This window comes from Lentimicrobiaceae bacterium (assembly GCA_023227965.1).
GTDB lineage: Bacteria > Bacteroidota > Bacteroidia > Bacteroidales > JALOCA01 > JALOCA01.
Genome location: JALOCA010000004.1, coordinates 109,185 through 127,988, shown reverse-complemented (window position 1 = coordinate 127,988; position 18,804 = coordinate 109,185). Strand labels below are relative to the sequence as shown.

20 protein-coding genes are annotated in these 18,804 nt (G+C 38.3%); 10 read left to right on the top strand and 10 right to left on the bottom strand.

Translation table 11 applies throughout. From position 1 onward, the window contains the following. Positions 1 to 881: 16S rRNA (cytosine(1402)-N(4))-methyltransferase RsmH (rsmH, locus tag M0R21_02685; GenBank protein ID MCK9616719.1), on the bottom strand; the 881-nt coding region annotated here is incomplete at its 3' end. Between the two features lie 2 nt (positions 882 to 883). Beyond that, the gene (locus M0R21_02680) at positions 884 to 1,357 is read right to left on the bottom strand and encodes a hypothetical protein (protein ID MCK9616718.1); all 474 of its coding nucleotides are present in this window, start codon (positions 1,355 to 1,357) and stop codon (positions 884 to 886) included. 504 nt (positions 1,358 to 1,861) lie between these two features. Here M0R21_02680 and M0R21_02675 point away from each other — a divergent pair. Genes M0R21_02675 through yihA form a run of 3 tightly spaced genes read left to right on the top strand, consistent with a single transcriptional unit; the run spans position 1,862 to position 4,309 of the window. After that, positions 1,862 to 2,737 (top strand): 1-acyl-sn-glycerol-3-phosphate acyltransferase, encoded by an 876-nt coding sequence (locus tag M0R21_02675; protein ID MCK9616717.1) that lies wholly within the window; start codon positions 1,862 to 1,864, stop codon positions 2,735 to 2,737. Between the two features lie 13 nt (positions 2,738 to 2,750). Then, positions 2,751 to 3,674 (top strand): GNAT family N-acetyltransferase, encoded by a 924-nt coding sequence (locus M0R21_02670; protein ID MCK9616716.1) that lies wholly within the window; start codon positions 2,751 to 2,753, stop codon positions 3,672 to 3,674. A gap of 11 nt (positions 3,675 to 3,685) precedes the next feature. Then, a complete protein-coding gene (yihA, locus tag M0R21_02665; protein ID MCK9616715.1) occupies positions 3,686 to 4,309 on the top strand; it encodes a ribosome biogenesis GTP-binding protein YihA/YsxC in 624 nt (207 codons plus the stop codon). On the opposite strand, the gene M0R21_02660 is transcribed toward yihA, so the two are convergent. Further along, positions 4,278 to 4,628 carry an acetyl-CoA carboxylase biotin carboxyl carrier protein subunit gene (locus M0R21_02660; protein ID MCK9616714.1) on the bottom strand — a complete coding sequence of 117 codons (351 nt, stop codon included), beginning with the start codon at positions 4,626 to 4,628 and terminating at the stop codon, positions 4,278 to 4,280. The two genes, yihA and M0R21_02660, sit on opposite strands and share 32 nt — an antisense overlap. 51 nt (positions 4,629 to 4,679) lie before the next feature. Further along, entirely contained in the window at positions 4,680 to 6,227 is a 1,548-nt protein-coding gene (locus tag M0R21_02655; GenBank protein ID MCK9616713.1) for an acyl-CoA carboxylase subunit beta, read from the bottom strand. Positions 6,228 to 6,375: 148 nt separating this feature from the next. Between M0R21_02655 and M0R21_02650 the strand changes: the two genes are divergently transcribed. Further along, complete coding sequence (locus M0R21_02650) at positions 6,376 to 6,732, top strand: MmcQ/YjbR family DNA-binding protein (GenBank protein ID MCK9616712.1); 357 nt, start codon at positions 6,376 to 6,378, stop codon at positions 6,730 to 6,732. Between the two features lie 690 nt (positions 6,733 to 7,422). Here the strand turns inward: M0R21_02650 and M0R21_02645 are convergent. The 3 genes from M0R21_02645 to M0R21_02635 form a co-directional block, all read right to left on the bottom strand. Beyond that, complete coding sequence (locus tag M0R21_02645; GenBank protein MCK9616711.1) at positions 7,423 to 7,833, bottom strand: hypothetical protein; 411 nt, start codon at positions 7,831 to 7,833, stop codon at positions 7,423 to 7,425. A 47-nt stretch (positions 7,834 to 7,880) separates the two neighbouring features. After that, positions 7,881 to 8,759 (bottom strand): saccharopine dehydrogenase NADP-binding domain-containing protein, encoded by an 879-nt coding sequence (locus M0R21_02640; protein MCK9616710.1) that lies wholly within the window; start codon positions 8,757 to 8,759, stop codon positions 7,881 to 7,883. Between the two features lie 126 nt (positions 8,760 to 8,885). Then, a complete protein-coding gene (locus M0R21_02635; protein MCK9616709.1) occupies positions 8,886 to 10,196 on the bottom strand; it encodes a bifunctional lysine ketoglutarate reductase /saccharopine dehydrogenase family protein in 1,311 nt (436 codons plus the stop codon). Between the two features lie 164 nt (positions 10,197 to 10,360). Between M0R21_02635 and mtgA the strand changes: the two genes are divergently transcribed. Next, positions 10,361 to 11,056: a monofunctional biosynthetic peptidoglycan transglycosylase gene (gene mtgA, locus M0R21_02630; GenBank protein ID MCK9616708.1), complete on the top strand. Its 696-nt coding sequence runs from the start codon at positions 10,361 to 10,363 to the stop codon at positions 11,054 to 11,056. A 237-nt stretch (positions 11,057 to 11,293) separates the two neighbouring features. On the opposite strand, the gene nadC is transcribed toward mtgA, so the two are convergent. Continuing rightward, a complete protein-coding gene (gene nadC / locus M0R21_02625) occupies positions 11,294 to 12,130 on the bottom strand; it encodes a carboxylating nicotinate-nucleotide diphosphorylase (GenBank protein ID MCK9616707.1) in 837 nt (278 codons plus the stop codon). A 58-nt stretch (positions 12,131 to 12,188) separates the two neighbouring features. After that, positions 12,189 to 12,590, bottom strand: coding sequence for a DUF4783 domain-containing protein (locus M0R21_02620; GenBank protein ID MCK9616706.1), 402 nt, complete (start codon positions 12,588 to 12,590; stop codon positions 12,189 to 12,191). A gap of 68 nt (positions 12,591 to 12,658) precedes the next feature. Between M0R21_02620 and rlmH the strand changes: the two genes are divergently transcribed. Continuing rightward, positions 12,659 to 13,132 carry a 23S rRNA (pseudouridine(1915)-N(3))-methyltransferase RlmH gene (rlmH, locus tag M0R21_02615; protein MCK9616705.1) on the top strand — a complete coding sequence of 158 codons (474 nt, stop codon included), beginning with the start codon at positions 12,659 to 12,661 and terminating at the stop codon, positions 13,130 to 13,132. A gap of 13 nt (positions 13,133 to 13,145) precedes the next feature. Then, positions 13,146 to 13,739 carry a non-canonical purine NTP diphosphatase gene (locus M0R21_02610; GenBank protein ID MCK9616704.1) on the top strand — a complete coding sequence of 198 codons (594 nt, stop codon included), beginning with the start codon at positions 13,146 to 13,148 and terminating at the stop codon, positions 13,737 to 13,739. Here M0R21_02610 and M0R21_02605 read toward each other — a convergent pair. Next, positions 13,736 to 14,725, bottom strand: coding sequence for a D-alanine--D-alanine ligase (locus M0R21_02605; protein MCK9616703.1), 990 nt, complete (start codon positions 14,723 to 14,725; stop codon positions 13,736 to 13,738). The genes M0R21_02610 and M0R21_02605 overlap by 4 nt on opposite strands. A gap of 150 nt (positions 14,726 to 14,875) precedes the next feature. Here M0R21_02605 and M0R21_02600 point away from each other — a divergent pair, with 150 nt between their 5' ends. From M0R21_02600 to M0R21_02590, 3 genes are all read left to right on the top strand, one after another. After that, positions 14,876 to 15,685 (top strand): PASTA domain-containing protein, encoded by an 810-nt coding sequence (locus tag M0R21_02600; protein MCK9616702.1) that lies wholly within the window; start codon positions 14,876 to 14,878, stop codon positions 15,683 to 15,685. Positions 15,686 to 15,785: 100 nt separating this feature from the next. Then, entirely contained in the window at positions 15,786 to 17,750 is a 1,965-nt protein-coding gene (locus M0R21_02595; protein ID MCK9616701.1) for a T9SS type A sorting domain-containing protein, read from the top strand. Positions 17,751 to 17,773: 23 nt separating this feature from the next. After that, positions 17,774 to 18,799: an RluA family pseudouridine synthase gene (locus tag M0R21_02590; protein ID MCK9616700.1), complete on the top strand. Its 1,026-nt coding sequence runs from the start codon at positions 17,774 to 17,776 to the stop codon at positions 18,797 to 18,799. Positions 18,800 to 18,804: the final 5 nt, after the last annotated feature.

Here is an 18,804-nt window from a genome sequence, read left to right as displayed (position 1 = left end):
GCTCTCAGTTTTGCGCTACGGGCGCGGTTATTTTTTACTGTTTCTTCTTCGTTCGGAGTTATGGGTTTGCGGGTAATTACTTTCCAGGGAGTTTGTACATTGCCAAAAAAATCTTTTTCAATGGTTCCTTCAAAATTCCCGGAACGCAAATAATTTTTCACCAACCTGTCTTCCAATGATTGATAGGATATTATGACCAGCCTGCCCCCAGGTTTTAAGACTTCAGCCGATTGGATAAGCAGTTCTTTCAGTGCTTCCAGTTCGTGATTCACCTCGATGCGTAAAGCCTGAAATACCTGAGCTAAGTATTTATTTTCATTTTTTTTATTAATGCAGGTTTCAATAACTGCAATAAATTCCTCAATCGTTTGAATGGACTTTACCCTTCTGGCTTCGATAATTTGTTTTGCCAGCCTCCCGGCGTTTTTTATTTCCCCGAATGTATGAAACAATGTTGCTAAGCCTTTTTCAGTATAGGTATTGATAATTGTTGCTGCAGTTGAGGTTTTTTTTCTGTCCATCCGCAAATCAAGTTCACCACCTAAGCGTATGGAAAACCCTCTATCGGGAGCGTCAAACTGATGAGATGAAACTCCCAAGTCAGCTAATATCCCATCAACCGGTAATGTATTATATAAACGCAAAAAGTTTTTTAAGTATCTGAAATTCTGATTTAAAAGTAATAAATTGTTGTTGTCAATTTTGTTTTTTATTGCATCGGCGTCCTGATCAAAAGCAATAACCCGCACATTTCCTGCTGCCCTTGCAAACATTTCTTGGGTATGGCCGCCTCCGCCATAAGTAACGTCTACATACACTCCTCCCTGTTGTATTTCGAGCAAATCAATGCTTTCTTTCAGTAAGACAGGAATGTGGTACATTTTTATTCTCCCCTTATATCTTTATATACTTCATCGGTCATTATACGTTCCACATCGGCTGCAAATTCCTGCGGAGTGAATTCAATGGACTTTTCGTAGGCTTTTTTATCCCAAATTTCCATTTTGTTGATTGCTGTGGCGACAACTATATCTTTGGTAATTCCTGCATAACTGGCTAAATCTTTTGAAATCATCAACCTGCCAGCGGGATCCAGTTCAACTTCTCTTGAATATGCGAGAAGCTTACGAACAAATTCTACATTTTTACTCTGGTATTCATTTATTTTAATCAATTTACTTTTTTCAAGTTGCCAAACTTCCATGGTATAGAGTTCGATGTAGGGCTGAAAAATTCCTCTTTTCATAAAAAATCCGTCAGCTAATTGGCTTGCAAGCTGTTTCTTTAATGCAGCAGGAAAAGGAAACCTTCCTTTTGCATCTATTCTACATTCATATACACCGTTGATATTTATCATTTTAAGTGGTTCCGGATGACTTGGAATTTTTGTGATGTAAATTTATAAAAAAATCTCCCACAATCTCCCATAATTTCCCCCTACTAAATATTAACAAAATGAGGAATAAATCAATCTTTGCTATATATATTATTGTAAAATAGATATATACAAATTTGTGTTGTTAATAACTTTTTGATAATTTTTTTGAGAGTTTTTTTAAAAACAAGATAAACAGTGTATTATAATAAAGAAAAAGTGGGAGATTGTATTGTAGAGTATGGGTATAACTGTTTGTAGAAAAACTCATCGTGAATGTAACCGTAAAGTAGAAAGCTGATTTTTTAAATACAGTTCTATGAAGAAATGTTATTGTAAGTATTTGATAATTTATAGAATAGAAAATCAGAAAAAACGATAGATACAGAATGTTTTGAAAAACAAATATTTTAAATTTTACAAAAAATTAAGAATCCATTGACTTATTTTTTTTTACATTTGTTTTCCGAAAAAAACAGGAATACGATGTACTTGAAGGAGGATACTATTAATTTACCCCAAAAGGAATTCATTAATCTTGAAAGCGTTATTAAGAGTAAGAGCGAGCGGTTAGCAAAAATGCTTCCTCGTTTTATTTTGAGTTACCTTAAAAGAATAATCCACGAAACGGAGTTAAACGGCTACCTTGAAGAGCACCAGTCAAAATTTGGACTTGAATTTATAGAAGCTATATTAAATGAATTTGGGGTTATTATTCAGTACGAAGGTCTTGAAAATATTTCAACCGAAGGACGGTATATTTTGGCAGCCAATCATCCGTTGGGTGGCTTGGATGGTATGGCATTAATGTATGTAACCGGTAAAGTGCGCAAAGACATTGTTTTTCCGGTAAATGACTTATTGCTCAACCTTCCTAACTTAAAGGATGTGTTTATCCCCATCAATAAACATGGAAGAAATGCAGCAAATCTTGCGGTGTTTGACGAAACTTTTGCCTCGAATAAAACTTTATTGTATTTTCCGGCTGGCTTGTGCTCACGTAAAATAAAAGGTAAGGTCGTTGATTTAGAGTGGAAAAAAACATTTATCAGTAAAGCCCGCAAATACCAGCGCGATATAATTCCTGTACATATTTCAGGAAGTAATTCCGGTTTTTTTTATAATCTGGCTAATCTGAGAAAATTTTTGGGAATAAAAGTGAATATAGAAATGCTTTACTTGGTGGATGAAATGATAAAACAAAAAAACAAAGTCATCCGGATACGATTTGGCACTTCTATCCCATATACAATTTTCGACAAAAAATATAATGATTCAGAATGGGCTAACCTGGTAAAAAAACATGTATATGCCATAGAAAACGGCGATTATAGCAGTTTTATATCCCGTGTTAACAATTAATAATTTATTGAGTATGGAAGATATTATCAGTCCGATTGAAAAAAAACTACTTGAAAAAGAACTTATTTCTAACAAACTTCAGCGCAAAACAAATAAAGGTAATAATCTGATATATATTATTTCTGCACATAATTCGCCTAATGTTATGCTCGAAATAGGACGATTGCGTGAGATTTCCTTTCGGGGAGCAGGGGGCGGAACAGGTAAGGCTGTGGATATTGATGAGTTTGATACCTGCACTGATGCCTACCAGCAATTGATTGTATGGAATCCCCGGGATAAGGAAATAGTAGGAGGATACCGATTCATTAACTGCAAGGATATTATTTTTCAACCCGACGGAAAACCCCATCTCGCAACAAGCGAATTGTTTGATTTTTCGAAGGAGTTTCTGAAAAATTACCTTCCTGTTACCATAGAATTGGGACGATCATTTGTGCAACCTCTTTACCAGCCGCTTACAAATATGCGCAGAGGCATGTATTCGCTCGATAATCTTTGGGATGGCTTGGGCGCTTTAATTATTGACTATCCCGGAATAAAATACTTTTTTGGAAAAATAACCATGTATCCCCATTTCAACATCAAAGCCCGGGACATGATTTTATTTTTTATTGAAAAGTATTTTTTTGACACCCAACTCCTGATTAGTCCGATTGTTCCGGTATTACGGCAAACTTCTCTTGCCGAACTTGAATCCATTTTTATTGGGAAGAATTATAACGCTGATTATAAAATTCTTAATAAAGCCGTAAGAAATTGCAATGAAAATATTCCTCCCTTAGTAAATGCTTACATGAATCTGTCGTCAACAATGAGGATGTTTGGTACTGCAATTAATGAAGGATTTGGTGCCGTGGAAGAAACAGGAATTCTGATAACGATAGACGACATTTATCCTGCCAAAAAGGAACGTCATTTGATGACTTATAAATAAATATAATCCAGATGCTTATACGATTGGCAGAATTTATTTGCAGCAATACAACTGTAAACAAGTGCCCTGTTCCTCAACTTCCCGAATATGCGTTCATTGGCCGGTCGAACGTAGGAAAATCGTCGTTAATAAATACCATTACTGGAAAACAGGGGCTTGCAAAAACTTCGTCACAGCCCGGTAAGACCCAACTTATCAATCATTTTCTTATTAATGCAAATTGGTACCTGGTGGATTTGCCCGGTTATGGCTATGCACATGTTTCGAAAACTTTCCGTGAAAAATGGGGAAAAATGAGTAATCAATACCTGCTGCAGCGGCAAAACCTGCTTACAACCTTTGTGTTGATTGACGCTCGAATAGAACCACAACCCATTGATATACAATTTATTGAATGGATGGGAACCCATAAGCTTCCTTTTGTAATTCTTTTTACAAAAACGGATAAGCTCACACGTAGTCAGCTTGATACTAATGCCCGTGCCTATAGAGAATTTCTTTTAAAACAATGGGAACAGCTTCCTATGATGGTAGTTACATCCTCTAAAACAGGGGAAGGGAAAATCCCGATTTTGGATTATATTGAAGAAACTAACGCTCTCTTTAAGCCAGTTCAACGAGAAGCTGGTTTTTAGTTACCAGGTCTCCTTGTTTTACATGCACTTTCTTTATTACCCCATCCATAGGTGCCAGTAGTTGGTTTACCATTTTCATGGCTTCCAGTTGTAATAAATCATCACCTTTTTTTACCTTGCTGCCATTTTTTACCATCACTTTGCGAATAGTACCGGGAATAAATGAAATAATATGTTTGGGATTGGGAGGCGTGTAGGGTTTTCGCAACATGTACTTTTTTGAGAACCTGGTTTTGAATTTGCCTTCCTCGAGGAGCAAAAAGGTTTTGATTTCATCCTGAATGGCATCTTTGTCTTCTTTCTTTGCTTTGTCTTCCATAAAGATCAAATTAAATAAATAAAATGCTTAATATGCAATAGTTTGCAAGCATTAAAAAGGAGGAATGCCGTGTTTTTTGTTGGGGCGGGCTTCATCTTTATCAGAAGAAATTTCGATGGCATGGATGAGCATATTGCGGGTTTCATTCGGTTCTATTACTGCGTCCACGTATCCATATGCTGCTGCTACATAAGGATTGGCAAATTTTTCTTTGTATTCCTTAATTTTTTGCTTACGCATTTCTTCGGGGTTTTCAGCACTTTTTATTTCACTTCTGAAAATAATATTGGCAGCCCCTTCGGGTCCCATAACTGCTATTTCGGCAGTGGGCCAGGCGAATACAAAATCTGCTTTAAGGTGGTGCGAACACATGGCTATGTATCCTCCGCCATAAGCTTTACGGACAATAATTGTGATTTTAGGTACAGAAGCTTCGGAGTAAGCATATAATACCTTGGCTCCATGGCGAATAACGCCGGCATGTTCCTGATCAACCCCGGGGAGGTAACCGGGTAAATCCACAAATGTAACTAAGGGGATATTGAATGCATCGCAGAACCGGATGAAACGTGCAGCTTTATTCGAAGAATCCACATCAAGCACGCCTGCCAGCACAAGGGGTTGGTTAGCAACAAAGCCAATAGTTTGACCGGCAACTCTCCCAAACCCGATTACAATATTTCCTGCCCATCCGGCTTGCACTTCGAAGAATTCGGAGTCGTCAGAAACGGAACGGATAATATTGCGTACGTCGTAAGGTTGTTTGGGGTTGGTGGGAAAAATTTTTTCAATGTGGTATAGTCGTGTTTTAGGTGGTTTTTTGGGAAAAGGATCTGCTTTTTTGGTATTGTTCCAGGGGATATAGCTGAAAAGCTGTTTTATTTGGTTAAAGCATTCCTGTTCGCTTTCGGAAAAGAAATGGGCGTTTCCCGTAATTTCTGCCTGTACACGGGCACCCCCTAATTCTTCCATTGTAATTTCCTCACCTAAAACTGTTTTTATTACTTCGGGTCCGGTAATGAACATTTTGGAAATATTATCCACCACAAACACAAAGTCGGTGAGCGCAGGGGAATACACTGCACCTCCGGCACAAGGGCCCAGTATTACCGAAATTTGAGGAATAACTCCTGAAGCCTGGGTGTTACGGTAAAAAATTTCGCCATAACCTGCCAGTGAATTTACTCCTTCCTGAATACGTGCACCTCCTGAATCGTTGATTCCTATGATGGGTACTTTCAATTTCATGGCATGGTCCATGATTTTGGTTATTTTTTTGGCATGCATCCATCCCAACGAACCACCTGCAACAGTAAAGTCCTGCGCATAAATACAAACGGGAAATCCATTGATGTTTCCAGTTCCGGTAATTACTCCATCGCCGGGAAGGTATTTCTCACCCATATTAAAATCTTTTCCGGCATGTTCGGCAAAAAGGTCATATTCATGAAACGATTTAGGGTCAAGCAACGCAATAATACGTTCACGTGCGGTCATTTTTCCACCTGCTTTCTGCTTTTCGATGGCTTTTTCACCTCCACCGGCGCGCGCTTCGCGCATTCGCCGCTTGAGCTCGGATGTTTTTTGCAATAATGACATAATTTATAATTTGTTGATGTTTTTCGATAAAGAAAAGTTAATTTTGAAATTAATTACCCAAAGGTTGCAAAAGTAAGGAATATATACTGTATGCCGTTTTTTTTTTTGATAAATTAACAAATGAAAAAACTTTAATTAGTTTAAAATCATGAATATTGAATATTTACGTGAATATTGCCTCTTGAAAAAAGGGGTAACAGAGGGATTTCCGTTTGATGATGTAACTTTAGTTGTAAGGGTAATGGGAAAGATATTTATTCTTATTTCGCTCGATTCTGTACCTTATACCATAAACATAAAATGCGACCCCGACAAGGCTTTTGAATTGCGCGAACGCTACTCATGTGTATTGCCTGGATATCATATGAATAAAATGCACTGGAATACAATTATATGTGATGAAACGGTCAGCGATACCCTCCTACTGCAATGGGTGGATGATTCCTATGCCCTGATTGTAGATTCGCTTACAAGGAAACAGAAACAGGAATTATCAACCCTCTGAGGATTTTTTATGCTTTTTTGGGGGGAAGGGGAGTTAAAAGCCCATAAAAGTACCCCAAACCATGCTTCACCAGGGTGATGATGTAATAGTACAACTTCCACTATTGCATCCGATTTTGCTATAATACAAACAAGTCTGAAATCATGGAATTTATCTTTCCAGGGGGGTAATCTGATTTCAGATTTGATGATTTTAGATTTCAGATTGGGGAATCTAAGTCTGGAATCGCCGAATTTATCTTTCCAATGGGGTAATCTGATGTTAGATTTGACGATTGCAGATTTCAGATTGGGTAATCCAGGTCTGGAATCATGGAATATATCTCTCCAATGGGGGAATCTAAGTCTGGAATCGCCGAATTTATCTTTCCAGTAGGGGTGTCTGAATTTAGATTAGCCAATTTCAGATTTCAGATAAACATTTCTGTACTCATAACCTGGGTTTGGCGTAAAATTGCAAACCATTCCTGCAATATTTCAGCATGTTGCATTTCACCGCAGGCGATTAATTATTAATCTCCTGACGGAGGATTCATAAAAAATTCTTTCTATGAATATTAAAACCCTGACGGGTTATCATCGGGCAGATGGAAAACATATTTTATCCCGGACTCAGGTTATATGACTTAGACTGCCCGGGTTTTTTACTTCGTAAAAAAATTCTCCGGGTAATCCAAGCCAGGGACTGTTTTTAATGAATATTTTCGCTTTCGGGCAAGCCGTATTCTTCCACCATTTTGATGTTCATGGTTTCGAGTTGGTTGAGCACAGGGTTATAAATACCTGGAAGCACAGGACGATACACGCCTTTTTCTACAATTTTTCCTTCCAGAATCATTTCTACGCCGATAGCTGCCGGCAAAGCCACGGTACGGGCAATGGAAGTATCAGTTGCAGGTGTTCCGAAATCGAGCATACGCGAACGGATTACTTCTTTGGTTCCATTAGGGTAGCTTGCAAGAAAAGTATGTTGCATTACTACCATATCGCGTTCTTTATTACCTAATTCCATTTTTGCAATCATCAGGTCGGAGGTAATTTCGAAGGGAGAATCTTCGTTGCGACTCATGGGTTCGCCTGAGAAAAGTCCAAGCCATTCCATTGCTTGTAAAGCATGGGCATTATTGTCTAATTGCAGAAAATGGGCAACTATTGCCGGATATTTGAAGAATCGTTGGTTCCTATCATCATTGCCACAAAATCGGCATAGCTTTTACCGGTAAAATCCATTTTATCATAGGAAATAAGTTTCATTTTTTTCATGGCATCAATGGTTTCGCACCAACCCTTGAAACGGAAAGTACCACGCATGATGGTTTTTGTTTCGGGTATGCCATAAATATCCATATATGAAATAGAATCGCGGTTGGGATACACTTCAAGCAAACCAACACCCGGGAAGTCCACTTTTAAAGGATTTTTAAAAAGGTTTTCGGTAGGAATTTCGATTACTTTTCCTGCCTTGAGGAACTTTGCATCGTTGTTGCCTGCCATTACCACGCCTTTAGGACTCCATGAAAATTTGTATTTGAATGGGTTATCGGCAGCTTCGGGCCCTGGCAATGCACCGCACAGCGAATAAAACTCTTCAATTTTTCCACCTTTGGTATGTACATGGTCTATAATACGCATAGCCGACATATGGTCAATGCCGGGGTCGAGTCCCATTTCATTCAGGATGATAATACCTACCGCTTTTGCTTCGGCATCCAATGCTTGCATTTCGGGCTTTACATAGGAAGTGGTAACCATGTTTTTTTTATGTTTTAAGCAATGCTTGGCAACCATAACATGGTGAAGGTAAGGAAGGAGGCTTACAGTAAGGTCGTGCTTTGCTACCAGGTTATCAAGTGTATCCTGATCTTCGACAGTCCAGGCTAAAGCGGTTCCATTGGGATGTCCGGCAATCATTTCTTCGGCTTTCGATCGTGTCCGGGTGGCTACTGTTACCTGGAATCCCTTGTTGAGCAGGTAGTGAACGATAGGTTTTACCACTAAACCGGCTCCGAGTATCAATACTTTTTTCATATTTAGGAATATTTTAATAAGATAATTAGGTTGTGAATTTATGATTTATTCTTATAATATTTTGACATTTATGTTGTATGGAATAGGGAATAAACAGTATAAAAACTATTTATTGCTATCTGTTTTTTATAAGTATTGTTCGATGTATTTAAATTCGGGTGTCAGCCTGCCTTTAAGCAAAATTAGCCCTTTTTTAATAGCGCGAGGGAGGTCGAGGTCTTCAAAAGGCACATCGAAATCTGCATCCGCAATGGGTTTTATAAAATTCACCAGTACATCGCTGAATCCGTTGGAGGCATCGCGTGGCAGTTCGCTGGGAAGAATGTCAACAGCCATGGTTAACAATCCTTCACCCTCATGACCCATAGTAATACTGCGGGAAAACGGATTATACACATAAATAGGATCTTCAATAAGGGTGGCTTTTATGGTACTTTCTACAGCCCCTCCCACGTCGCACGAAATGTCGCCTACCACTTTCAATTTCGGAGCAGAACCATTGCTGTACATTTTTTCAAGATGGTCTTTCGTAAGGATTCTCGGATAACGGGCATCCCAGTACATGCAGTTCATTAATATGGAAATGTGGGGGATATAGGGTGCAAAGCTGCTTTTGTATTTTTCGGGATGTGTATAATAATCCTGTAAATCAAAAACAGTGTCAGGGTCAATAGGCGAAACAAGTTGATCTTCTTTATACACCACCTTGTATATCAGGTTATTGGGTAAATGACTTCTGTCTTTCAGGCTTAGGAGTTTTTCGGGGGAAATTTCTTTTACTGGCAGTAGCCCTAGGATTTCCTGGGCTCCGTTGGAAACATTGCCGTATCCGGTAAAAGCCACTGTAAACGGTTGCAAAGCAGGGTGCATTCCCTTTTCGGCAATTTCCTGTCCGACGGCAGAAATGTCTGTTCTTGCTGCATCCAGTGAAGCATAGTGCCTAGCCTGCCGTATTTTCAGGAAAGGAGTGTCGTAACCCATATATTGTAAACGCAAGCCCAGTGCCCACAGGCTATCAATCATACCGGCGAGCCCTGCATATTTCCCGAAAAAAATAAGTCGTTTGTTTTGATCGTCCACTATTTTTTCGTAGTCCACCAGGTTGCATTTCATCTCCATCATTCGCTTAAGCATTGGCATGTTATAAGACTGCCCTTTAATCACGTGTGAAAAAAACACATAAGTTTTTTCTGTTTCAAAAAATTCTTTCGGAATTTCTTTAACTCCCAGGATGATTGAACATTGATTGAGGTTATTGCAAATTGTGGCTCCTGCCTTTACGTATTCTTCATCATTAAAAATACGTTTGTCTGAATGTTGAACGATAAAATCCAGTTTTTTTGTTTTGATAAGGCGTTCAACGTGTTTGGGTGTTAAAGGAGTTCTTCGCTCAAGCGTATACTTGTCTTCGTGGCGGATTCCGATGTATTTACTCATAAATTACAGTTATATAGATATTTATTTAATATAGATTTGTTAGTATTTTTATTAGGAGCTAAAAAAATTGTTCGCAAACTTACAAAATATAATTATATTTGCCTGCCGGAGATTACCTATTTTCAATAGATATCGGATATTTAATTCATCTACCTTACAATACATTGAAAACAAAAAATTTCAAAAAAAAAGTCCTAAGGTTCATCAAACGTTTTTGTATTTTCTTTTTTGTTTCTACCATTGGTACAGCATTGCTTTATCGCTTTGTTCCTCCACCGGTTACGCCCCTAATGTGCATCCGTGTTGTTGGGCAGGCTTTCGATAATGATGCATTGAAATTAAAAAAAGACTGGGTATCCCTGGATGCAATTTCCAACAACTTGGTAATGGCAGTGATAGCTTCGGAAGATAATCATTTTAATGAACATTATGGATTTGATTTTGAGGCAATACAAAAAGCTGCAAAAATGAATAAGCACAGCAAACGGTTAAGGGGAGCAAGTACTATTACGCAACAAACCGCTAAAAATGTATTTCTCTGGCCCGACCGCACCTGGCTACGCAAAGGGCTGGAAGTGTATTTTACCCTTCTTATCGAAACCACGTGGAGTAAAAAACGCATCATGGAGGTGTATCTGAATGTAATTGAAATGGGTAATGGAATTTATGGGGCAGAAATGGCTTCACAGACATATTTTGGGAAATCTGCAAAAAACCTCACAAAACGTGAGGCGGCGCTCATCGCTGCTGTTTTACCTAATCCCCGCAGATGGAACCCGGCACATCCTTCGGCATATGTTCAGCGAAAACAAAGCCGGATTTTGTATGTAATGAGCAAATTAGAAAGAGTAGACTATTAATATAAATCAAGAGCTGAAACATTGCATTGAAAATAAACGATTTTCAGGGATAATTTGAATACGGATATATTAACGATGCTTTGATTGAGCTTAGTATCGGCTTTATCTGTTCCGATGGTTGTTGGAATAAAGATTAGTTAATTTTACCTTGCTGGCGGGTGTTCTGCTTATAATTTATTTTGGCAACTTGCTAATTACTCAGTTGTTTTATGGCAACGGATTAAATACCGACTTGTATTATTTAACGGCTTTCAGACTCATATCAAGGCTTTTAATCTGATGGGTTAAAGCACCTACCGAAATGTAATCCACTCCTGTTTCTGCATATTGCCGGATATTTTCCAGCGTAATTCCTCCTGAAGCTTCTGTTTCATATTTTCCATTGATAAGCAGAACAGCTTCTTTCATTGCTTCGGGAGTAAAGTTGTCGAACATAATACGGTGTACTCCCCCTGTATGCATAATTTTTTGTACTTCAACAATATTTCGGGCTTCGATTTCAATTTTCAGATTTTTGCCTTTTTTCAGCAGGTATTCACGGGTGGCTGCTATGGCATTTTCTATTCCTCCGGCAAAGTCAACGTGGTTATCTTTAATCATTATCATGTCATACAGTCCGAAGCGATGATTTTCGCCCCCGCCTGTTTTTACAGCATATTTCTCTAAAACCCGCAGGTTAGGAGTAGTTTTTCTTGTGTCTAACACTTTGGTATTCAGTCCTTGTAATTGATTAACTACCTGATATGTAAAAGTGGCAATGCCGCTCATTCTTTGCATAAAATTCAAAACCAAGCGTTCGGCAGAAAGTATAGAAATCGCTTTTCCTTCAATCGTAAAGGCAATGTCTCCCATATGGATTTGCATACCGTCTGATAAATTTTGAGAAAATTGCAGGGTACTGTCAGTCATCTGAAATACTTTTTTGGCTATCCCCATTCCGCAAAGTATCCCATCCTGTTTAACTAACAAACGGGCTTTCCCATTTTTATCGTGCGGAATAGTTGCCAGCGAAGTGTGGTCGCCATCTCCAATATCTTCTATAAGAGCTTGGTTTATAATTTGTTCGATGGTCATGGGATATAAGAAATTGAAATAATGATTAGGAGAAAAGGAAAAAAATTAGGAGAAAAAATTATTCTTTCTCAAACCGCAGTTGTATGATATGAATTTTATCAGCAAATTTTTTTAGAAGAATATAATTTTTGAAAGTGGTTTGCGATGTAGTGTAAGTACCGATAATAAAACCCGAACCATCGGTAGAATTACCTTGATGATTGATTTTGTATGACTTGGGTGGGTTTTTGGAAAAGAAATCCTTAACTATCATTTCTGCCTGGGCTTTGCTGTAAGTGCCTTCGGTATCGCTAATGGTTACATCAAGGTTAGTATGGAAATACTTTGCCAAGGATTTGGCATCACCGTTTCGAATAGCAGAAGTAATGTCGTCGGCAGGTTTGTCAGCCGTGATAAATGCCATCAACAGGAATGGTAAAAATAATATTACCAGCGGTTTATATTGATAAAAATGTTTCATTTACTGATTACTTTGTTTACACAAAAGTACAAATTAAATTTGCAAATAATTATTTTACAGCCGAAGGTATGAAAATAACACTTTTACTTTCCGGAAAAACGGAAGATGAATACCTTACAAAAGGGATAACGAAATATACCGGAAGGCTGGTACATTACATACCTTTTGAAATCATCGTTGTACCTTCGCTTAAAAATAGCAAAAACCTTGCCATCGAACAGCAGAAACAAAAAGAAAGTGAGGCTTTTATAAAGAGCATACCTGCTGCGGGTTACGTTGTTTTACTTGATGAACACGGTAAGGAATTCACTTCGGTTGCTTTTTCAGAATTTCTGCAAAAACAGATAAATTCCGGCGTTCGCAACCTATATTTTATTATAGGGGGTCCTTATGGCTTTTCGAACGAAATACTGCAAAGAGCCGACCAACTACTTTCTCTTTCTCAAATGACCTTTTCGCACCAGATGGTGAGATTGCTATTTGTTGAGCAATTGTACAGGGCTTTTACCATTCTCAAAAATGAATCTTATCATCATTTCTAAATACTTTATAACCATGAACAAAACCCCTCTTGTTTTTGCGACCAACAATGCACATAAAATTGAAGAACTGCGTAATATTATCGGAAAGCGCTTTGAAGTATTAAGCCTTAAAGATATAGGATGTGAGGAAGACATACCGGAAACTGCCGACACACTTGAAGGAAATGCTTCCCTGAAATCAAAATATATTTTTGAAAAATATGAACTAAACTGCTTTGGTGACGACACCGGCTTGGAAATTGCCGCTTTGAACGGGAAACCAGGGGTGTATTCGGCGCGTTATGCCGGAGAAAACAAGAGTTTTGATGATAACATTGATAAAGTATTGAATGAATTGGCACATTTTACCGACCGTACGGCTTGTTTCAGAACTGTAATTTCGTTGATTTTTCATGGGAAAGAATTTTTTTTTGAAGGAAAAGTTTGCGGAATCCTGCGCCACGAAAGGGCTGGGGGAAAAGGTTTCGGCTACGACCCCATTTTTCAGCCCAAAGGCTACAACATCACTTTTGCCGAAATGGGAATGGAGGAAAAAAACCGTATCAGCCATAGGGGGATGGCTGTAAATAAACTGATTGATTTTTTAATGCGTGCCGGTAACTCTTAGGCTTTTTTACAAGCTAAGGCATCTTCAATCAACATGGAATAAAGGTTACTGACATTCCATCCCATTTCGCGAACCATTTTCGGAATAATACTTTCTTCTGTAAATCCGGGAACGGTGTTCATTTCAAGAAAGAATAAGCCTTTTCCGGTAAGTATGTAATCGAACCTTACCACACCTTTGCAATTTAATTGTTCGTATAAAAAAGAAGAAGTGACTTTGCACAGCGTTTCCTCCTTGGCAGATAAAGGTGCCGGAACAATTTCAACGGATTTTCCTTCAGTATATTTGGCTTCATAATCGAAAAATTCGTTGTGCGTAACGATTTCACACAGAGGCAAAACATATGTTTTACCCAGCGATTTTATAACTCCGCAGGCAATTTCTCTGCCTATAATAGCTTCTTCTATAAGTATTTCATTATCTTCTGCGAAAGCTTTTTGCATGGCAGCCGGTAGCTGTTCTACTTTGGCTACTTTTGAAACTCCAACACTGGAACCAGAACGGACCGGCTTTACAAAACAGGGCATCTGAATTTCGCTGACAATTTTTTCGAGTGTGATATTGCTGTCGTCCTTCACCGTGAGAGATTTGGCAGTCTGAATATTGAAGGAACTGACAATACAGTTGGTGAAATTTTTTTTGAAACCTGCCGAAGATGTGAACATATCGCAGGAAGTATAGGGTATATTGAGCAGGTCGAAATACCCGGGCAATTTCCCGTCTTCGCCAGGACTGCCGTGAATAGCTATGAAAACACAATCAAAATTAATTTTTTGATCAGCTATCTTGATACTGAAGTCGTTTTTATCTACTACGCTTATTTCGTTTTCATTACCTTTGTATAGCCATGTATCGCCTTTAATGACAATAGGATAAACATTGTAAAGATCAGGGTTGATGTTTTTTTTCACCGCTATTCCGCTCTTTATCGAAATTTCATATTCCCCGGAATCACCTCCGGCAACAAGTGCAATATTCTTTTTCATCATTTTTACAATATATGGCAAAAGTAAATACATTTTACGCATTACACAATAATGCATAAACTTATTATCTTTGCGGCATAAAAACAATAAAAAGGGTAATTTACTGTTATTCTTTTACCTGTTGTCAACCTATTCCTGAAATACACTGTCATGGGTTTCATTAGTTTTGTAAAAAAAAGAGTTTATCTTAAGCATTTTCTTATTTCTGTAATTATCACATTTATTTTAATATTCATTGTATTTCAGTCATTCAATTATTATACCCACCATGGCGAGGAGTTTGTTGTTCCCGATTATGTAGGAATGAAATATACGCAAATCAAGGATTTGCCCAGTAAAGATTTCATGATTAAAATTATTGATTCAATATATGATCCAAAACGTGAACCCGGAATGGTTTTTTCGCAGGAACCTTTACCCGGTTCAAAGGTAAAACGTAACCGGATGATATATCTTACTGTGATAGCCGTACTTCCCGAGCGGGTGAAAATGCCTGACCTTACTGATTTGTCGCTGCGGCAGGCTTCTGCTACTCTGGAAACTTATGGGCTTAATGTGGGCGAACTCAGCTACAAGCCTGATATAGCTAAAAATGCAGTTTTAGAACAATTGTACAGGGGAAGGCAGGTTATTGCCGGTACTTTGCTAAATAAAGGGTCGGAAATTGACCTTGTATTGGGTTCGGGGCTGGGCAATGGAAAAATTCCTATTCCTTTTTTAATAGGATTGAAACAAAGCCAGGCAAAACGCCTGCTTGGGAAAAATGCTTTGAATGTGGGTACGGAAATATTTGAAGATGAACGCGACACTACGCATGCCCGTATATACAGACAAAATCCTGTTTACAGCAACTCTACTTATGTGAATCAGGGTGATGTAATTGATGTTTGGTATCGTTCTGATGAAGAGTTTGATTTTGATTTATATATAAAAAAATATAAAAGCGATTCTCTAAAATAGTATTCAGATAAATGAAACGGACATATTCGTCAATGAAAAACATGGATGAAAAACTCATATGCGGATTTTGCCCGACCAATAAAAAACAAATTATTTACGAATGAAAAAAACACTTTTTTTGGTTCTTATTTTTTTTTCCATAGGAAGTATATACTGCCAGGAGCAGATATCCGGTTTATCAGGCAATCCTGTTATCCGTGAGAGCAAAAAATTACTTCTCCACGAAAAAGGTAAGCTTACCCAGGATACTTTGTTGCTTCCTTTCTTTGAAGATTTTTCCGGTCAGGATATTTTTCCGTCTGTTGACAAGTGGGCTGACGATGCTGTTTTTATTAACAATGATTATCCTTTATACCCGGTTAGTATAGGCGCTGCTACTTTAGACGCCGTTGATAATGACGGAAATATTTATAAAAATGCCAGTATTTTCCCATTCAGGGCTGATCAGCTTACTTCGTTGCCCATACGACTCGATTCGGTTTTTTCGCCATATCCCAGGGCGTTGTCGCCTAAAGATTCGGTTTTCCTGAGTTTTTATTACCAGCCCCAGGGTAGGGGCAATGCTCCTGAAACCGGTGATTCTTTAATACTCGAATTTTTGGTACCCAGAGAATTCGATACCATCTTTGGCACCACTGATACTACCATAGTTGAAAAATGGAACCGGATATGGAGTTCTGAAGGTATGACTGTAGATGCCTTTAAAGTTAAGTATGGAAGTTATTTTCATCAGGTTATACTTCCCATAACCGACAGCAATGCTTATTTTTATAAAGATTTCCGCTTTCGTTTCGTAAATTATGCCAGCATATCCGATAATACTCTGCCGGGCTGGCAAAGCAATTGCGATTTCTGGAATGTGGATTATGTTTATCTTAATTATGGCAGAAACCATGCAGATACAACATATAAGGACATAACATTTGTGGGAAGGGCTCCTTCCATGCTAAAAAAATATGAAGCTATGCCTTATCAGCATTACTGGTCCAGTTATGACAAAGAGATGAAAGATTCGCTCAACATCTACATAAGTAATCTGGGAAATACAAATTACAATTGTACTTATCAGTACAACGTAGCCCGTGAAAATGGATTATCGGTATCTGATTACAATGGAGGAAGTTATGTGGTAAAACCCTTTTATGAGGAAAATTATGTAACCCATCAGCCTTTTGCCCGTCCCCCGGTTGACTTCCTTTTTCCGATAGGAACTGAGGACAGTATCCAGTTCATAATAAAGCATTACCTTACCAATGATACCAGCCTCAGACACCTGGAAAATGATACAATTTCTTTTTTACAAAAGTTTACCAATTATTTTGCTTACGACGATGGTACTCCTGAAGCCGGTTATGGATTAACCCCTGCCGGTGCTCGGCTTGCTTACCGCTTTCAACTGTCGCGCCCCGATACCCTGCGTGCTGTCCGCATTTATTTTAATTCTTTGTACAACGAATCTACTCCCATAAACTTCAATTTATGCGTATGGGCTGATGAACGTAATCTGCCCGGTGAATTGTTGTACAGCAAATATGTTTCAACACCGGATATTAAAAACCATTTTGCAACATACTATTTTAATGATTCTTTGCTTATATTTGACGATCAGCATCGTACATTTTATGTTGGTTGGCAGCAAACAACGGATGATAACCTGAATATTGGTTACGATTTGTACAATAATGCCGGGAGCAACACTTTTTATAATACGGGAAGCGAGTGGTTGCAGAGTATTTATTCAGGTGCCTTGATGATACGACCTGTAGTGGGAAAGGAATTGCAGACACATGGTATTGATTCTCCAACTTTTACTGAAAAAGTTTCTTTGGTTGTTGCACCAAATCCATCGTCGGGAAGGCAGATATCGGTGATTTTACCTGCCGGTTTTCCGGAACAAAACACTTTGATAAGCATTTATTCTGTTTACGGAAACCTGGTTATGCAAAAAATCTTTACTTCAAAGGTTTTTGATGTCAGCGGTCTTTCAGCAGGAATGTACGTGCTCAGGGCTGAAAACACTGTAACAAAGCAGTCCTACACAGGTAAAATGGTACTTACCGATTAATTTTACCATCACTGCCACAAACGATGGAAGAAAACACTGGAATTTCAGAAGAAAATAGTGCGTTGTATGAGCACTACCGTTTTGTGGTTGATAAAGGGCAAAGTTTGCTGAGGATAGATAAGTTCTTGTTTAGTAAAATAGAAAATATTTCGCGCCACAAAATACAATTGGCAACTCGCGCCGGTTGTATTATGGTAAATGATGAAGCTGTAAAACAAAATTACCGGGTAAAACCTCGGGATATTATTACGGTTTTGCTTACTTTCCCTCCGAGAGATACAACCCTACTTCCCGAAAATATTCCTTTAAATATTGTTTACGAGGATGATGATATTATTTTGGTAAATAAACCGGCAGGAATGGTAGTGCATCCGGCTTATGGTAATTTTATGGGAACATTAGTCAATGCTTTACTATACCACTTTTTGCAAAATGGAGAAAAGAAAGCACATCCCTATCTTGCCCATAGAATAGACAAAGATACCTCCGGAATTTTACTGGTGGCTAAAAATGAACTTGCACAAAGTATTTTGGCAAAGCAATTTTTCAATCATACCGTTGAAAGAAAATATGTTGCTTTGGTTTGGGGCGATTTTTCGGAAGATGAGGGAACTCTTACAGCCAATGTGGGCAGAAGTTTTAAAGACAGGAGAATTATAACTGTTTTCCCCGATGGAGATTTTGGGCGGCATGCCGTTACCCATTATGAAGTGATTGAACGTTTTGGATATGTTACCCTCATCGAATGCCAGTTGGAAACGGGTCGCACTCACCAGATACGGGCACACATGAAATATCTCGGGCATCCTCTGTTTAATGATGCCACGTACGGAGGAAATGAAATTATCAAAGGAACTACCTTCAGTAAATACAAACAATTTATACACAATTGTTTTACCATTATTCCCCGTCAGGCATTACATGCCCGTTCTTTAGGGTTTATTCATCCCGCAACAGGAAAATTTATGCTGTTTGATTCAGTTTTACCTCCAGATATGCAAGAGGTTATAGAAAAATGGAGACGGTATGTTAAAGGGAGTTCTGTTTAAGGGAA

Excerpts from the sequence above, each read along its gene's own strand:
- M0R21_02680 (MCK9616718.1), bottom strand. The coding sequence starts at position 1,357 with ATGATAAATATCAACGGTGTATATGAATGTAGAATAGATGCAAAAGGA.
- M0R21_02675 (MCK9616717.1), top strand. The coding sequence starts at position 1,862 with ATGTACTTGAAGGAGGATACTATTAATTTACCCCAAAAGGAATTCATT.
- M0R21_02670 (MCK9616716.1), top strand. The coding sequence starts at position 2,751 with ATGGAAGATATTATCAGTCCGATTGAAAAAAAACTACTTGAAAAAGAA.
- yihA (MCK9616715.1), top strand. The coding sequence starts at position 3,686 with ATGCTTATACGATTGGCAGAATTTATTTGCAGCAATACAACTGTAAAC.
- M0R21_02660 (MCK9616714.1), bottom strand. The coding sequence starts at position 4,628 with ATGGAAGACAAAGCAAAGAAAGAAGACAAAGATGCCATTCAGGATGAA.
- M0R21_02655 (MCK9616713.1), bottom strand. The coding sequence starts at position 6,227 with ATGTCATTATTGCAAAAAACATCCGAGCTCAAGCGGCGAATGCGCGAA.
- M0R21_02650 (MCK9616712.1), top strand. The coding sequence starts at position 6,376 with ATGAATATTGAATATTTACGTGAATATTGCCTCTTGAAAAAAGGGGTA.
- M0R21_02645 (MCK9616711.1), bottom strand. The coding sequence starts at position 7,833 with ATGGAATGGCTTGGACTTTTCTCAGGCGAACCCATGAGTCGCAACGAA.
- M0R21_02640 (MCK9616710.1), bottom strand. The coding sequence starts at position 8,759 with ATGAAAAAAGTATTGATACTCGGAGCCGGTTTAGTGGTAAAACCTATC.
- M0R21_02635 (MCK9616709.1), bottom strand. The coding sequence starts at position 10,196 with ATGAGTAAATACATCGGAATCCGCCACGAAGACAAGTATACGCTTGAG.
- nadC (MCK9616707.1), bottom strand. The coding sequence starts at position 12,130 with ATGACCATCGAACAAATTATAAACCAAGCTCTTATAGAAGATATTGGA.
- M0R21_02620 (MCK9616706.1), bottom strand. The coding sequence starts at position 12,590 with ATGAAACATTTTTATCAATATAAACCGCTGGTAATATTATTTTTACCA.
- rlmH (MCK9616705.1), top strand. The coding sequence starts at position 12,659 with ATGAAAATAACACTTTTACTTTCCGGAAAAACGGAAGATGAATACCTT.
- M0R21_02610 (MCK9616704.1), top strand. The coding sequence starts at position 13,146 with ATGAACAAAACCCCTCTTGTTTTTGCGACCAACAATGCACATAAAATT.
- M0R21_02605 (MCK9616703.1), bottom strand. The coding sequence starts at position 14,725 with ATGAAAAAGAATATTGCACTTGTTGCCGGAGGTGATTCCGGGGAATAT.
- M0R21_02600 (MCK9616702.1), top strand. The coding sequence starts at position 14,876 with ATGGGTTTCATTAGTTTTGTAAAAAAAAGAGTTTATCTTAAGCATTTT.
- M0R21_02595 (MCK9616701.1), top strand. The coding sequence starts at position 15,786 with ATGAAAAAAACACTTTTTTTGGTTCTTATTTTTTTTTCCATAGGAAGT.
- M0R21_02590 (MCK9616700.1), top strand. The coding sequence starts at position 17,774 with ATGGAAGAAAACACTGGAATTTCAGAAGAAAATAGTGCGTTGTATGAG.